General features: G+C 72.4%; 11 protein-coding genes. 4 read left to right on the top strand and 7 right to left on the bottom strand.

Features of this window, described 5'->3' with window-relative positions:
* Positions 1-7: 7 nt before the first annotated feature.
* From KAG51_RS05320 to KAG51_RS05295, 6 genes are read right to left on the bottom strand one after another with little or no spacing between them, the layout of a single operon-like run.
* Positions 8-1,231, bottom strand: coding sequence for a cysteine desulfurase family protein (locus KAG51_RS05320; RefSeq protein ID WP_290581401.1), 1,224 nt, complete (start codon positions 1,229-1,231; stop codon positions 8-10).
* 38 nt (positions 1,232-1,269) lie between these two features.
* Positions 1,270-2,382: a cysteine desulfurase family protein gene (locus tag KAG51_RS05315; RefSeq protein WP_290581400.1), complete on the bottom strand. Its 1,113-nt coding sequence runs from the start codon at positions 2,380-2,382 to the stop codon at positions 1,270-1,272.
* Between the two features lie 33 nt (positions 2,383-2,415).
* Positions 2,416-3,261 carry a carboxylating nicotinate-nucleotide diphosphorylase gene (gene nadC, locus KAG51_RS05310; RefSeq protein ID WP_290581399.1) on the bottom strand — a complete coding sequence of 282 codons (846 nt, stop codon included), beginning with the start codon at positions 3,259-3,261 and terminating at the stop codon, positions 2,416-2,418.
* Positions 3,254-4,780, bottom strand: coding sequence for an L-aspartate oxidase (gene nadB, locus KAG51_RS05305; protein WP_290581397.1), 1,527 nt, complete (start codon positions 4,778-4,780; stop codon positions 3,254-3,256). The genes nadC and nadB overlap by 8 nt, the downstream gene beginning before the upstream one ends.
* A gap of 9 nt (positions 4,781-4,789) precedes the next feature.
* Positions 4,790-6,082: a quinolinate synthase NadA gene (gene nadA, locus KAG51_RS05300; RefSeq protein WP_290581396.1), complete on the bottom strand. Its 1,293-nt coding sequence runs from the start codon at positions 6,080-6,082 to the stop codon at positions 4,790-4,792.
* Positions 6,079-6,798, bottom strand: coding sequence for an NUDIX domain-containing protein (locus KAG51_RS05295; protein ID WP_290581393.1), 720 nt, complete (start codon positions 6,796-6,798; stop codon positions 6,079-6,081). Before KAG51_RS05295 ends, nadA begins: the two co-directional genes overlap by 4 nt.
* 147 nt (positions 6,799-6,945) lie before the next feature.
* Between KAG51_RS05295 and KAG51_RS05290 the strand changes: the two genes are divergently transcribed.
* The 4 genes from KAG51_RS05290 to KAG51_RS05275 all read left to right on the top strand — a co-directional run bounded on the left by KAG51_RS05290 (position 6,946) and on the right by KAG51_RS05275 (position 11,936).
* Positions 6,946-8,337, top strand: coding sequence for a metallophosphoesterase family protein (locus tag KAG51_RS05290; RefSeq protein WP_290581391.1), 1,392 nt, complete (start codon positions 6,946-6,948; stop codon positions 8,335-8,337).
* 146 nt (positions 8,338-8,483) lie between these two features.
* Positions 8,484-9,098 (top strand): TetR/AcrR family transcriptional regulator, encoded by a 615-nt coding sequence (locus tag KAG51_RS05285; RefSeq protein WP_290581389.1) that lies wholly within the window; start codon positions 8,484-8,486, stop codon positions 9,096-9,098.
* Positions 9,095-10,726 carry an MFS transporter gene (locus KAG51_RS05280; RefSeq protein WP_290581387.1) on the top strand — a complete coding sequence of 544 codons (1,632 nt, stop codon included), beginning with the start codon at positions 9,095-9,097 and terminating at the stop codon, positions 10,724-10,726. Before KAG51_RS05285 ends, KAG51_RS05280 begins: the two co-directional genes overlap by 4 nt.
* A 70-nt stretch (positions 10,727-10,796) precedes the next feature.
* The gene (locus tag KAG51_RS05275; protein WP_290581385.1) at positions 10,797-11,936 is read left to right on the top strand and encodes a GNAT family N-acetyltransferase; all 1,140 of its coding nucleotides are present in this window, start codon (positions 10,797-10,799) and stop codon (positions 11,934-11,936) included.
* 116 nt (positions 11,937-12,052) lie between these two features.
* Here KAG51_RS05275 and KAG51_RS05270 read toward each other — a convergent pair whose 3' ends face one another.
* Positions 12,053-15,538: an error-prone DNA polymerase gene (locus tag KAG51_RS05270; protein ID WP_290581383.1), complete on the bottom strand. Its 3,486-nt coding sequence runs from the start codon at positions 15,536-15,538 to the stop codon at positions 12,053-12,055.
* Positions 15,539-15,550 lie beyond the last annotated feature (12 nt).

Here is a 15,550-nt window from a genome sequence, read left to right as displayed (position 1 = left end):
GGGGCCGTCATCGCAGCCTCAGCGCCCGGGCCGCGCTCGCCCGGGTGTGCACCTCAGGGAGCACGGCCAGGACGCGATCGACGTCGTCGGCGGTCGTGGTGTGTCCGAGGCTGAAGCGCAACGACCCGCCCGCGGCGTCCTCGTCGTACCCCATCGCGAGCAGGACGTGGCTGGGCTGCGGCACGCCGGCGGTGCAGGCCGACCCGGTGGAGACCTCGACGCCGTGGGCGTCGAGCAGCATCAGCATCGCGTCGCCGTCGCAGCCGGGGAACGTCACGTGGGCGATGTGCGGAAGGCGGCCCTCAGGCTCGGCAGGTCCGTTGACCACGGCGTCCGGCACGAGACGGGTGATGCCGGCGACCAGACGTGCGCGAAGCGCCTCGAGACGCAGGGCCTCGGACTCCCGCGCACGCACCGCGACGTCGACCGCGGCGGCGAACGCGGCCACGAGCGGGGCGCCGAGCGTGCCTGACCGGACGTCGCGCTCCTGCCCACCGCCGTGCAGCAGGGGCATGAGGTCGAGCTCGCGGACCGCGAGCAGCGCACCGACCCCGATCGGGCCGCCGAGCTTGTGTGCCGTGACGGTCATGGCGTCCAGACCGCTGGACCCGAAGTCGATCGGCAGGTGACCTGCGGCCTGCACGGCGTCGCTGTGCACGGGGATCCCGTGCGGGCGCGCCAGCGCGACGACCTCGGTGACCGGCTGGATCGATCCCATCTCGTTGTTGGCCCACATCGTGGTGATCGCCGCGACGGACCGCGGGTCGCCCTCGATCGAGTCACGCAGGTCGTCCAGCCGAAGGACACCGTCCTGATCGACTCCCGTGGTGACGATGTCGGCCCCCTGCTCCTTGCCGAGCCAGGTGACCGGGTCGAGCAGCGCGTGGTGCTCGATCGCGCTGAACAGGAGCCGGCGCCGCGCCGGGTCCTGGGCGTGGCGCGACCAGTAGAGGCCCTTGATCGCGAGATTGTTGGCCTCGGTACCGCCCGAGGTGAGCACGACCTCGCTCGGGCGCGCGCCGAGCCGCTCGGCGATGAGCTCGCGCGACTCCTCGACGACGCGGCGCGCCGCGCGGCCCGAGGCGTGCAGCGAGGACGGGTTGCCCGTGCGCCCGAGCTGCTCGGTCAGCACCGCGATCGCCTCCGGGACCATCGGTGTGGTCGCGGCGTGGTCCAGGTACACCGGTGGGTGCGTCTCGGGACGGCGCTGCTCCGAATTGGGGTCACTCATGATCGTTCCAGCGTAGACCGCGGGTTCACGCCCCGAGATCACGCACAGACCTCGGCCACGGCGCGCGCCGCCTGGTCGAGCTGCTCCGCGGTCACGGCAGCGCCGAACGTGAAGCGCACGGCGGTCTGGGCGACCTCGCGGTCCAGACCCATCGCGATCAGCACGTGACTGGGGTCGTCGCTGCCGGCGTGGCAGGCCGAGCCGCTGGAGACCACGACCCCCCGCCGCTCGAGGTCGAGCAGGATCGACTCCCCCGAACGGCCCGGGAAGACGAACGAGGCACTGCCGGGCAGGCGGTGCGTGGGATGACCTGTGAGCCGCGCACGGGGCGCTCCCCCGAGCACCTGCTCGACGAACCGGTCGCGCAGCGCGGCGACCTCGGCCGCGGCAGGACGAGGGGCTCGCACGGCGGCGGCCAGACCGACCGCCGACGCGACGTTCTCGGTGCCGGAGCGACGCCCGCCCTCCTGCCCGCCTCCGTGCAGCAGGGGCTCGAACGGGGCGCGGCGCGCGACGAAGAGCACCCCGACCCCCTTGGGCGCACCCAGCTTGTGGCCCGAGAGGCTGAGCGCCTGCACCCCCAGGCGCGTGACGTCGAGGTCGAGCCATCCGGCGGCCTGGACCGCGTCGGTGTGGAACGGCACCCCCCGCTCGGCGGCGACGGCCGACAGCGTCGCGACGTCCTGCACCGTGCCGACCTCGTTGCTCGCGAGCTGGACGCTGACGACGGCCGTGTCGTCGCGCAGCGCGGCGGCGAGCTCCTCGGGCGAGACCCGACCGAGCTCGTCGACGCCGAGCTCGGTGACGTCGAACCCCTGACGGGCCAACCAGTCAGCGGACTCCAGCACGGCCGGGTGCTCGATCGCGCTCACGACGACGTGCCGTCCGCGGCTCGAGGCCAGGGCCAGACCCTTGACCGCCGCGTTGTCGGACTCGGTGCCGCCGGACGTGAAGGTGATCTCCCCCGGTCGCGCACCGAGGAAGGTCGCGACGTCGCGGCGTGCGTCCTCCAGCGCGCGCCGGGCGAGGTCGCCGACCTCGTGCGCGCTCGACGGGTTGCCGAACGTCCCGGTGAGGTACGGCCACATCGCCTCGAGCACGTCGCGCCGGACCGGAGTCGTCGCGGCCTCGTCCAGGTAGAGCGTGCTCATGGAGTCGCCCGCACCCCGGAAGCCGTGCCCGGGCTAGCCACCCTCGATCCTCAGGTCGAGACCGAGATCGAGGGCCCGCACCCCGTGCGTCAGGGCACCGACGCTGATGACGTCGACGCCGGTCTCGGCGATCGCCCCGATCGTGTCGAGGCGCACCCCGCCGCTGGCCTCGACGATCGCGCGGCCGGCGACGAGCTCGACGCCCGTGCGCAGGTCGTCGAGCGTGAAGTTGTCGAGCATGATCGTGTCGACACCACCGGCGAGCACGGGCTCGATCTGGCTCAGGTCGTCGACCTCGACCTCGAGGTGCATCGTGTGCGGGATCTGGGCCCGCGCAGCCCGGATGGCCGCTGTCACGTCGCGGGTCAGCGCGAGGTGGTTGTCCTTGGCCATGACCGCGTCGGACAGGGAGAAGCGGTGGTTGTGCCCACCGCCGCAGCGCACCGCATGGCGCTCGAGAACGCGCAGGCCCGGCGTGGTCTTGCGGGTGTCGACGACCCGGGCGCCGGTGTGGGCGACCGCGGCGACGTGCTCGGCCGTGAGCGTGGCGATGCCGCTCATCCGCTGCAGCAGGTTCAGGGCGATCCGCTCGCCGCGCAGGATCGCGCGCGCCGGACCGCTCACCGTCGCGAGCACGTCGCCGGTGTCGAACCTCGCGCCGTCGCTCACGTGGAGGGCGACCTCGACCGCGGGGTCGACCTCGGCGAAGACGACCTCGAGCACCTGGACGCCGGCCACGACGCCGGGCTCGCGGGCGACGACGTCCGCCGTGGCGCGCGCGTCGGCCGGCACGAACACCTGCGACGTCACGTCGCCGGACGGCGCGTCCTCGGCGAGGGCGGCGATGACGACGGGGCGGATCTGGGACGGTTCAAGCACGCTGCTGCCCCCCGTCGGCCGCGACCGTGCTGTGCACCCCGGGCCCCGCACCGGGCTCGGGGAAGTCGCTGCGGAAGTGTCCCCCGCGCGACTCCCGGCGGGCGAGTGCGCTCGCGACGACGGCCTGCGCCACGACCCGGAGGTTCGCGTCCTCGGCCGACTTCGCGTCGGTGGCCACCGGCACGGCCCAGCGCTCGAGCTCCGCGGCCGCGGCCGTCAGCCCGGAGCCGTCGCGGGTGAGACCAGCCGCGTCCCACATCAGCTGCTGCAGGTCGGCCCGGCTCGAGAGCACCCCGCCGGCCGGCAGCCGCACGACCTGCGGCTCGGCCCACTCCTCGTCGAAGACGTGGTCAGGAACCCCGGCCGGGTCCAGGGCCGCGTCGACGACCCGGCGGCCGTAGACGGCCCCCTCGAGCAGCGAGTTGGAGGCCAGACGGTTGGCGCCGTGGAGCCCGTTGCAGGCGACCTCACCGACCGCGAAGAGTCCCGGCAGCGACGTGCGTGCCCACAGGTCGGTGCGGACCCCGCCCATGAAGTAGTGGGCGGCCGGCGTGACGGGGATCGGATCGTGACCCCAGTCGAAGCCGCGCGCCCGGACTGCGGCGTCGATCGTCGGGAACCGCTTCGCGAGGAACTCGGCCCCGAGGGCCGTGGCGTCGAGCCGCACGGGCCGGCCGCCCTGCCGCGCCATCTGCGCGGCGATGCCCCGGGCCACGACGTCGCGGGGCGCGAGCTCGGCGTCAGGGTGGACGGCCCGCATGAACCGGCGGCCGTCGGCGTCGATCAGGACCGCGCCCTCACCGCGCACGGCCTCCGAGACCAGGTGGTTGCCCGGGGCCGCCAGAGACGTCGGGTGGAACTGGTAGAACTCCAGGTCGGCCGCCACCGCGCCCGCGCGCAGGGCCATCGCCAGACCGTCGCCCGTGGCCACGGCCGGATTGGTCGTGTAGGGGTACAGCTGGCCCGCCCCTCCCGTGGCCAGCACGACGGCATCGGCGTCGATCCGCTCACCGCCCAGCAGCGTGACGCCCACGACCCGACCGCGCTCGACCACGAGATCGACGGCGGTCGTGTTCTCGCGGACCTCGACCGAGGAGTCGCGCAGGCGAGCAATCAGCGCCGCTGCGATGGCGGCCCCCGTGGCGTCGCCGCCGGCGTGCAGGATGCGCTCGTGCGAGTGGGCGGCCTCCAGCCCGCGGGCGAGCACGCCGTCGTGCACGTCGAACAGCACGCCACGCTCGATCAGGTGCTGCACGGCCTCGGGGCCCTCGGCGCACAGCACCTCGACGGCCTCGTCGTCGGACAGCCCGGCGCCCGCGGCCAGGGTGTCGGCCACGTGCTCGCCGACCGTGTCGTCGCTCGAGGTCACGACCGCGACCCCGCCCTGCGCGAACCAGGTGTTGGACGACTCGAGCGTGGCCTTCGTCAGCAGCGTGACCTCGACGCCGGGGCGTCCGTCGGCGTCCAGTGCCGCGGTGAGCCCGGCGACACCGCTGCCGACCACCAGGAGATGGGTCATGCGATCCCCCTACTTCGGGAGCGCGGCGAGCATGCGCTCGAGCGCGACCTTGGCGTGCGTGGCCACGTCGTCGGCGACCACGATCTCGTTGCGGACCTCGCCCTCGACCAGACCGTCGAGCACCCACGCGAGGTAGCCAGGGTGGATCCGGTACATCGTGGAGCACGGGCAGATGACCGGGTCGAGGCAGAAGATCGTGCGGTCCGGGTGCTCGGCGGCGAGCCGGTTGACCAGGTTGATCTCGGTGCCGATCGCGATGACGTCGCCAGGCTCGCTGGCCGCGACGAACTTGCGGATGAAGTCAGTCGACCCGGCCGCATCGGCGGCGTCGACGACCGGCATGGGACTCTCGGGGTGCACCACGACCTTGACGCCCGGGTGCTCGGCCCGCGCCTGCTCGATCTGGGCCACCGTGAACCGCTTGTGCACCGAGCAGAAGCCCGGCCACAGCAGCACACGAGCGTCCCGCAGCTCCTGGGCGTCGACGCCCAGACCCGGCTTGCGGGGATTGATCATCGGCATCTGCTCCAGCGGGACGCCCATGGCCTTGCCGGTGTTGCGCCCGAGGTGCTGGTCGGGGAAGAACAGCACCCGGCGCCCCCGCTCGAAGGCCCACTCGAGCACCGTCGCGGCGTTCGACGACGTGCACACGATGCCGCCGTGCCGGCCGCAGAACGCCTTGAGCGCCGCCGAGGAGTTCATGTACGTGACCGGGATGACCGAAGCCTTGCCATCAGCCGCCCCAGGCCCGGCACCCGCGCCGGACGCCGCGTCCTCGTCGGCGTAGAGCTCCATGAGCTCCTCCCAGGCCGCCTCGACCGACTCCTCGTCGGCCATGTCGGCCATGGAGCAGCCGGCCGCGAGATTGGGCAGGATCACGTGCTGCTCGGACCGCGCCAGGATGTCGGCGGTCTCGGCCATGAAGTGCACGCCGCAGAACACGATCGTCTCCGCGTCGGGCCGGGTGAGGGCCGCGTTCGCGAGCTGGAAGGAGTCGCCCACGAAGTCGGCGTGCTGGACGACCTCGTCGCGCTGGTAGAAGTGCCCGAGGATCACGAGCTTGTCGCCCAGGGCCTGCTTGGCAGCGGTGATGCGCGCGTGCAGCTCGGCCTCGTCCATGCGCTGGTACGCGACCGGCAGCTGGCCCGGACGCACGACGGGGTCGGGGATCACGTCGTCCTCGGACGCCCCGGGCCCGTAGCCCGGCGTGAGGTCGAAGGCCCAGGGCCCGGACGCGAGGTCGGCGTCGCAGCTCGACTCCGGCGTGGTCGTGATGAGCTCGTCGACGGAGAAGGTGGTCATCGGGACTCCCTTTCGAAGGTCAGGGTCGTGCGGGACGAGGTGGGGTCGTGCCGGTACAGCGCCGGCGGGCGATGGCTCAGGCCCTCCAGACATCGACCCGTGGCCTGGAGCCGGCCGCGCATCTGGCGACGGAAGTTCGCGGGGTCGAGCGGACGCCCGAGGACCGCCTCGTACACCTCACGCAGCTGCGCGAGGGTGAACTCGTCGGGGAGGAAGCCGTAGGCGATCGGTGAGTACGTGATCTTGGCGCGCAGGCGGGTGAGGGCGTACTCGACGATGTCGTCGTGGTCGAAGGCGAGCCCCGCCACCTCGTCGGCGACGAACCACTCGACGTTGGGGATCGGCACGACCTGGGCGTCCTCCTCGGCACGCACCAGGGCCCAGTACACGATCGAGACGACCCGGTCGGGCGAACGATCGACCCGGCCGAAGGCGTACAGCTGCTCGAGGTGGTTGGGGGTCAGGCCGGTCGTGCGCTCGAGCGTGTGACGGGCCGACGAGGCCAGGTCCTCGTGCGGCTCGAGCGGGCCGCCGGGCAGGGCCCAGCGACCCTCGAACGGCTCGCGGATGCGCCGCACGAGCGGCAACCAGATCGTGGGGCTCCCGGTGGCGGGGTGAGGGCGCAGCGCGAAGATCACGGTCGAGACCGCGAGCGAGACCCGGTCGTCGGTCTCCCCCGCCTCGCCATCACGGCTGAGGTCGGACTGGAGCGTCATGCGTCACCTCCTTCAGGTGCAATCGACCTTAACCCCTACTTAGGGTCAGGGCAACACTAAGTCGGTCGACACGTGTTCACCCGCTCGACACCGGCCCCGCGAGGCGCCGTTCACCGGTTCGCCCGGACGTCGACCGACGATCACCACGTGTCCGCCCTGCCGAACGTCCTGGGTCGCCCGCTGGCGCGCCGACTCCTCCTCGCTGCCGCGTCGGCCATCGCGATCGTGGCCGTCGTCGCCGTCCGGACCGGAGCCGGCAGCGACGTGCCGCCGGCCGACGACGGCACCGCCACGGCCTCCCCCGACCGCATCATCCTGAGTCCTGCGGCCGACACCGCGACGAGCCAGACCGTCACGTGGCGTACGGACGAGGCCACGCAGGAGGGCGAGGTGCAGGTGGCGCCTGCCGACGATCCGGACCAGGTCAGGACGGTCGAGGCCGACGCCAGCGTCGCCGAGCGACTTCCGAACTCGCGGCTGTCGGCCCGGCACCACAGTGCGACCCTGACCGACCTGGAGCCGTCGACCGCCTACACGTACCGCGTCGGACACGACGACGACTTCTCCCCCTGGACGACGTTCACCACGGCGCCGGCGGCCGACAGCACGGACCCGTGGACCTTCCTGTACTTCGGCGACGCGCAGTGGGGACTCGATGCGGGCTGGTCGAGCACCGTGGACCAGGCCTTCGCCCAGTACCCGGACGCACGGATCGCACTCACGGCGGGCGACCAGGTCAACGACGGCAACGACGACCACCAGTGGGAGCAGTGGTTCGAGGCCGTCGCCCCCTGGGCCTCGACACGCAGCTTCCTGACCGTGGCCGGCAACCACGAGCACTACGGCGACGAGCAGACGGTGCGCTACCGCAGCCACGTGCAGTACCCCCGCAACGGCCCCGAGGGCCAGGACGACCTCACGTACCGCGTCGACGTCGGCGACGTCCGCTTCATCACCCTCGACGGCTCCATCACCGGCGGCCCGAGCGACCCGACTGACGACGGCCTCGGCGCCCTGCAGGCGGCCTGGCTCGAGCAGCAGCTCGCCGACAACCCACGGACGTGGACCGTCGTGACGATCCACCAGCCGATGTTCTCGGCGGCGAAGCTGCGCGACAACCTGGCACAGCGCACGGCCTTCCTGCCGCTGCTGGAGCAGTACGGCGTCGACCTCGTGCTGCAGGGCCACGACCACGCCTACGCCCGCGGCCACCTGGCCGAGAACGACGTCGCCGGCGGCTATTCCGGCCCGACGTACGTCGTGGCCAACGCAGGCGACAAGTACTACGACCTCGACCCCGCGGGCCGCAACAACTGGACGATCAACGACGCGGTTCGCGATGCGGCCGCCGACAAGATCTCGACCTACCAAGCGGTGCGCGTCGAGGGCGACCGCCTGGTCTACAGCTCCTACGTCGCCACGATCGACGACTCCGGCGTCGGCACCGGCCCGTTGCCGCAGGGCCTGGCGCCCGGCGAGCTCCTGGACACCGTCACGGTCACGAAGGCCGTCGACGGCCGGCCCTTCGTCCCGCGCTAGGGCCCACACGGGGCGAGATACCGCGGCTCCAGGCACGTGACGCAGGTCGCACCTGATCGGATCTTGCCACCGGATGAAACGATCCCGTACTCTCATCGATGGTACGAAACAGTTTCGTACCATCGAGAGCTCAGGAGGTCACCCCTGTGGTACCGGCCGACGACCCACAGACCCGGCCCCGGGTCACGGGCGACCGTGAGCTCGAGATCCTCGACGCCACGATCGACGTGCTCGCGGAGGTCGGCTACGACCGTCTGACGATGGACGCCGTGGCCCAGGCCGCCAGGGCGTCCAAGGCCACGCTCTACCGGCTCTGGTCCAGCAAGGCGACGCTCGTCCTCGAGGCGCTGCTGGCCCTCAAGGACCCGCCGGCCGGCGAGCTCGACACCGGCTCCCTCCGGGGCGACCTGCTGGCGATGCACTGTGGCCAGAACCGGCTGACCGATCCGCGTCTCACGGCCGTCTTCAGCAGCATCGTCACGGCACTGGGCCACGACGAGGAGTTCGCGGCGGGTTTCCGCGAGCGCTTCATCGGCCCGAAGATCGCCCGGTCCCGAGAGATCTACCGGCGTGCCGCCGCACGCGGCGAGCTGCGCGACGGGATCGATGTCGAGCTCGTGGCCCCCGCGCTCGCCGGCATCATCCTGCACCGCGAGTTCCTGCTCGGACTCCCCACGGACGTCGAGGCCATCACGGCCGTCGTCGACCAGATCATCCTCCCGGCCGCCCTGCGGCCCTCACTGCTCCAGGAGAACGCATGACCACCATGCCGCCCGACGACACCATGGCGGAGGCCGACCCTCCCACGACGTCGACCGCGACCCACAAGAACCTCGGCATCGCCCTCGTCGTGATCTGCATGGCGCAGCTCATGGTCGTGCTCGACGCCACGATCGCCAACATCGCCCTGCCGTACATCGGCACCGACCTCGGCATCGGCCAGAACAACCTGCAGTGGGTCGTGACGGGCTACGCGCTCGCCTTCGGCGGCCTGCTGCTCCTGGGTGGCCGCCTCGGCGACCAGTTCGGGCGGCGCCGCGTCTTCATGATCGGCCTGGTGCTGTTCGTCGTGGCCTCGTCGCTCGGCGGCCTGGCCCAGAACGAGGCCATGCTGCTGTCGTCCCGAGCCCTGCAGGGCCTCGGTGCCGCCCTGGCCTCCCCCGCGGCCCTGGCGCTGATCACCACGACCTTCCCCGCGGGTCCGCAGCGCAATCGCGCGTTCTCGATCTTCGCGGCCCTGGCCGGCATCGGCGCGGCGTTCGGTCTGGTGCTCGGCGGCTGGCTCACCGGGATCGAGAGCGACACGATCCAGGGCTGGCGCCTGACCTTCCTGATCAACGTGCCGATCGGTCTGGTCGCCGCCTTCCTCGCGCCCCGCTACCTCGACGAGAGCAAGCCGCGCCGCGTGGCGCTCGACGTCCCCGGCGCCGCCATCGGCACGGTCGGCATCGTCTCGCTGGTCTACGGATTCTCCCGGGCCGGCGAGGCGGCCCACGGCTGGGACGACCCGTTCACGATCCTCGCCCTGGCCGCCGGCGCCGCCCTCCTGGTGGCCTTCGTCCTGGTCGAGCGCTCAGTGCGCAACCCGCTCATGCCCTTGAGCCTGTTCGCCGATCGCGCGCGGTCGATCGCCTTCGCGACGATGTTCATCACCCCGGCCGCGATGTTCGCGATGTTCTTCTTCATGTCGCTCGTCCTGCAGAACGTGTCGGGATGGTCGCCCCTGCACACGGGACTGGCGTTCCTGCCCTTCACGGTCGGCATGATCGGCGGCGCGACGCTGGCGTCGAACCTCATCGTCCGCCTCGACCCGCGGTACCTCGTGGGCACCGGCACCCTGATCTCGGGCTTCTCGCTGCTGATGTTCTCGCGCATCGCGGTCGACGACAGCCCCGCGAACATCGTGGCGGTCGCCACCGGCAACGCCAGCTTCGCGAGCGACATCGACTTCTGGATCAAGATCGCTCCGTTCATCGTCACGATGGCCTTCGGCATGGGCCTGAACTTCGTCACGATGACCCTGGTCGCCGTGCACGGCATCCCGGCCGAGGACTCGGGCATCGGTTCCGGCGTGCTCAACACGATGCAGCAGGTCGGCGGCGCCGTCGGCCTGGCCGCCCTCTCGACGGCCGCGGTGCACTTCACGCGCGACAAGGCCGAGAGCATCGGCGCCGCCCTGCAGTCGATGGGCGGCACCCCGCCGCCGGCATCGGCGCAGAAGGCGATCGAGGAGGTCGTGGGCCAGGCGGCGTTCACCGCAGGCGCCGCCCAGGCGTTCCTGATCGGCGCCTTCATGATCTTCTCGGCCTCCGCGCTGGTCTGGGTGTTCATGAACACCAAGCACGCCGATCTCCACGCCGACGAGCTGGAGGGCGTCGCGATCCACTGAGCCTCTCCTGCACCGACGCCCTCCTCCTGGCCCCACGGCCGGCGGGAGGGCGTCGGTGCAGGATGGGGGCATGACTACGCGTGTCGCCCCCGTCGACGTGATCGACTGGCCGTCGCTGAAGCCGCACTGGGTCGAGGCGTTCGGCGTCGGTGAGGACGAGAGCCCGCCCAGCGCGGGCCGCCACGTGTGGCAGGTCGAGTCCGACGGGGGGCTCGCCGCACTGGGGATCGATCGCGAGTTCGAGACCTGGATCGGGAGCTCCCGGGTCACGACCGCCGGCATCGCCGGCATCACGGTGCCGGCCGAGCACCGCGGGGGCGGCCACCTGCGTCCCCTGTTCGAGAGCATGCTGGGTGCGGCGCGCGACCGCGGCGCGCTGCTGAGCGGCCTGTACCCGACCTCGACCGGCATCTATCGCAGCCTGGGCTACGCCCCCGTCGCCGATCTCGACGAGATCGTGGTGCCGACGCACGTGCTGGCCGTGCGCGGTGACGCCGCGCCGGTGCGGCGGGCCACCACCGAGGACGTCCCCGCCATCGCCGCGACCTACACCGCCTGGGCCCAGCAGCACCGCGGACCCCTGACCCGCGACGGCATCTCCTTTCCCGACCAGGCGGCGGCGTACACCGACGAGACGACGGGCGTGACGGTCGCCGAGTCGACCCCCGGCGTCGTGTCGGGATTCGCCGCCTGGCACCGGGGCACGGGTTACGGACCCGACGCCGTGCTGACGGTGCGACAGCTCGTCGCGCTCGACCGGGCCAGTCTCGTGGGCCTGCTGCAGACGCTCGGGTCGTTCGCCTCGGTGACACCCACGACCGTCATCACCGACAGCACGGCCGACACCTGGACCGGCCTGCTGCGCTCGGACGACTCCCGGGTGCGCCGCCGGTACAGCTACATGGTCAAGGTGCTGGACGTGCAGGTGCTGGCGTCGCTCGCACCGTCACCCGCCCTGCGTTCTGAGCTGCCGTTCGTCTGGCACGACCGGGCCTACGTGGCCGCGGCGGCCGGTGGCCGACTCGAGGTGGCCCCGACCGCGTCGGCCTCGCGCACGTTCGACGACACCGCGCTCGTGCAGACCTTGTTCGGCAGGTCCGACTCCCGCACCCTGCGCCGGCTCGGCCACCTCACGGGCGACGACACCGACGACGCGGCCTGGGACGCCCTGTCCGCCGGGCCGCGCCCCGCGATCGCCAACTACTATTGAGGCACCGAGCACCGGCAGTGACCACGGGCCGAGCCGGAGGCGAGGCAGGCGCCCGGGCGAAGCCCGGCACCGGTGAGGAACGAGCCGGTGGTGCGACGAGGGACGAGTCGCGCGCCCTACTGGAAGTCCCTGCTCCTGTGCCGCACCGACAACGGCCCCGCCCCCGCCCGCGCCGCGCTCGGGTAGCGGGTCTCGATGCGGTCGACGACCTCGGCGACGAGGTTGACGACCCGGTCGTCGGTGACCTCCACGACGCCGCGGATCACGACGCCGGCAGCCGACCGGAAGATCCGCTTGTGCCGCTCCCAGACCGAACCGAACACGACGACGTTGAGCATGCCGGTCTCGTCCTCGAGGTTGAGGAACGTGACACCGCCTGCCGTGCCCGGACGCTGACGGTGCGTCACGAGCCCGGCGACCCAGACCCGGCGACCGGACTCGACCTGCCCGCCGGTGACCGAGGCCCCGTCGGGCCGCGCGGCGAGCACCTCGCCGACCGACCGCACCCCCTCGGCGGCCAGCAGCTCGCGCAGGTGCTCCATCGGATGTCGATCGGGCGTGATGCGGGTGGCCCACTGGTCGGCCAGGGTCTCCTCGACGGCCGAGAGGTCGGGCAGGCTCGGTGGGGGCGACCACGCGCCGGTGCCCGGCAGCATGTCGGGCGCGTCGGTGAAGCCCGCGTTCCAGAGCGCCTGCCGCCGGCTCAGGCCGAAGCCGTCGAACGCCCCGGCGGTGGCCAGTGCCTCCATCTGCGCCGCCGACAGCCCCGTGCGCCGGGCGACGTCGGCCATGTCGGCGAACGGCCGCTCTGCCCGCGCAGCGACGATCCGGTGAGCCACCTCGAGGCCGATGCCCCGCACGCTGTCGAGCCCGAGCCGCACTGCGAAGTGACCGTCGCGGCGGTGCGAAACCGTGGGATCGGGACCGTGCGGGTCGAACGGCCCCGGCGTGGGCTGCTCGCGCTCGGCGCACTGCGCGAGGCCGGTGACCCCCGTGACGCCCGCGACCAGCGGCTCCAGCTCGGCCTGGGCTGCCGACCGGGCGATGTCGGGACGCAAGGTCTCGACCCCGTGACGTCGCGCGTCACCCACGAGGGAGGCCGGTGAGTAGAACCCCATGGGCTGGTTGCGCAGCAGCGCCGCGAGGAACGCCGCGGGATGGTGCAGCTTGAGCCAGCTGCTGGCGTACACCAGCAGCGCGAAGCTCAGGGCGTGGCTCTCGGCGAAGCCGAAGTCGGCGAACGACTTGATCATGACGTAGATCGCCTCGGCCTCCTCCCCCACGATGCCCTTGTCGGCCATGCCCTCGAACAGGCGCGCCTCGAGCGACTCGATGCGCTCGATACCGCGCTTGGACCCCATGGCCCGCCGCAGGAGGTCGGCCTCGTCGCCCGTGCAGTCGCCCAGCACCATGGCCATCTGCATGAGCTGCTCCTGGAACAGCGGCACCCCGAGGGTGCGCCGCAGCACGGGCTCGACGGCCGGGTGGGGGTACGTGACGGTCTCGTGCCCCGTGGCCCGGCGGATGTACGGGTGCACCGCACCGCCCTGGATGGGCCCGGGGCGGATCAGGGCGATCTCGATCGCGAGGTCGTAGTACCGGCGCGGACGCAGGCGCGGCAGGGTGCCGATCTGGGCACGGCTCTCGACCTGGAAGACCCCGACGCTGTCGGCCCGGCAGAGCATGTCGTACACGCCGGCCTCGTCCTTGGGGATCGTGTCGAGGCCCCACGACTCCCCCAGGTGCCGCTCGACCAACCGGAAGCAGTGGTCGAGGGCGCCGAGCATGCCGAGGCCGAGCAGGTCGAACTTGACCAGCCCCATCCACTCGCAGGCGTCCTTGTCCCACTGCAGCACCGTGCGATCGGCCATGCGCGCCCGCTCGATGGGGCACACCTCCCCGACGGGCCGCTCGGTCAGGATCATGCCGCCGGAGTGGATGCCGAGGTGGCGGGGGCGCCCGAGCAGCTGCTGGGCGAGGTCACGCACCGGCGCCGGCAGGGCCGCGTCGGTGTCGATCTCGCGCCACCGCTCGACCTGGGCCGAGAAGGCGTCCTGCTGGCCCGTGGAGTAGCCGAGCGCCTTGGCCGCGTCGCGCACCGCCGAGCGGGGCCGGTACGTGATGACGTTGGCGACCTGGGCGGCGTTGCGGCGACCGTAGGTGTCGTAGACCCACTGGATGATCTCCTCGCGACGATCGGAGTCGAAGTCGACGTCGATGTCGGGCTCCTCCTCCCGCGTGGCCGCGAGGAACCGCTCGAACGGCAGGTCGAAGAAGATCGAGTCGACCGCCGTGATGCCGAGCGCGTAGCAGAGCGCAGAGTTGGCCGACGAGCCCCGCCCCTGGCACAGGATGCCGCGCTGCCTCGCCTCGGTGACGATGCCGTGGACGATCAGGAAGTAGCCCTCGAAGCCCTTCTCGGCGATGACGGCGAGCTCGCGGTCGATGCGCGCCTTCGCGATCTCGGGGATGTGAGCGTACCGCGCGGCGATGCCCTCGTCGGCGAGCCGGCGCAGGTACTGGCGATCGGTGAGGCCCTGGGGGGTGACGACCGGGAGGCGTGGGGTGACGGCGCGCAGGTCGAAGGCAAGCTCCTGGGCCAGACGTACCGAGGTGGCGACCGCGCCGGGGTACCGGGCGAACTGCGTCGCCATCTCCTCACCGGAGCGCAGGTACGCCGTGCCCGACGGCGGCAGCCAGCCGTCGACCTCGGCCAGGCTGCGCCGCGCGCGCACCGCCGCCATCGCCGCGGCGAGCCGGCCACCCTCGGGCGTGGCGTGGTGCACGGCCTGCGTGGCCACGACCGCCAGGCCGTGCCGCGCGGCCAGACCGGCGAGGACGTCGTTGCGGGCCGAGTCGCCCGGCATCCCGTGGTCGGTGAGCTCGACCACGACGCCCTCGCGTCCGAACCGGTCGACGAGGTCCAGGAGCGCCCGCTCGGCCGCAGCCGGCCCCCCGGTGGCGAGCTCGGTGCGCACGGCGCCCTTGCGACAGCCCGTCAGGACGACCCAGTGGTCGCGACCCCGGTCGGTCAGGTCGTCCAGGTCGTAGGCCGGACGCCCCTTGTCGTCGCCGCCCAGGTGCGCCTCGGTCATGGCGCCCGCGAGTCGGTGGTACCCCTCGGCGCCGCGAGCCAGCACGAGCAGGTGGGTACCCTCCGGGTCGGGCACGCCATTCTGCGGTCGCTGCAGGTCGAGCGAGAGCTCGGCGCCGTAGATCGTGCGCAGGCCGTGCAGCTGCGCCGCCTCGGCGAACGCCGGCGCCCCGGCGAAGCCGTCGTGATCGGTCAGGGCCAGGGCCTCCAGGCCGAGGCGTACGGCCTCCTCGACCAGGGCGTCGGGATCGCTGGCGCCGTCGAGGAAGCTGAAGCTGCTGTGCACGTGCAGCTCGGCGTAGGGCACCGTGCTGCTGAGCCGCTCGATCGTGCGCTCCGGCGGCCGACGTCGCGGCCGCGACATCGGGGCGTCGCGGACGACGTCGTCATGATTCAGCCGTCCAGGGCCCGGCGCCCCCGCCGGGCTGATCGGCGTGCCCGACGCGGTGCGCCCGCTGAGGCGTCGCTCGAGCTCGCCCCACGGCAGGTCGGGGTTGTTCCAGCCCATGTCAGCACTGAC

It is taken from the genome of Aeromicrobium sp., from assembly GCF_023146395.1.
In the GTDB taxonomy this organism is placed as follows: Bacteria; Actinomycetota; Actinomycetes; order Propionibacteriales; family Nocardioidaceae; genus Aeromicrobium.
This window is presented reverse-complemented; position numbering and strand designations above follow the sequence as displayed.

Bases quoted from the DNA above. Each gene is read 5' to 3' on its own strand.
- KAG51_RS05295 (WP_290581393.1), bottom strand. From the start codon at position 6,798: ATGACGCTCCAGTCCGACCTCAGCCGTGATGGCGAGGCGGGGGAGACC.
- nadB (WP_290581397.1), bottom strand. From the start codon at position 4,780: ATGACCCATCTCCTGGTGGTCGGCAGCGGTGTCGCCGGGCTCACCGCG.
- nadA (WP_290581396.1), bottom strand. From the start codon at position 6,082: ATGACCACCTTCTCCGTCGACGAGCTCATCACGACCACGCCGGAGTCG.
- KAG51_RS05315 (WP_290581400.1), bottom strand. From the start codon at position 2,382: ATGAGCACGCTCTACCTGGACGAGGCCGCGACGACTCCGGTCCGGCGC.
- KAG51_RS05270 (WP_290581383.1), bottom strand. From the start codon at position 15,538: ATGGGCTGGAACAACCCCGACCTGCCGTGGGGCGAGCTCGAGCGACGC.
- KAG51_RS05280 (WP_290581387.1), top strand. From the start codon at position 9,095: ATGACCACCATGCCGCCCGACGACACCATGGCGGAGGCCGACCCTCCC.
- KAG51_RS05320 (WP_290581401.1), bottom strand. From the start codon at position 1,231: ATGAGTGACCCCAATTCGGAGCAGCGCCGTCCCGAGACGCACCCACCG.
- KAG51_RS05275 (WP_290581385.1), top strand. From the start codon at position 10,797: ATGACTACGCGTGTCGCCCCCGTCGACGTGATCGACTGGCCGTCGCTG.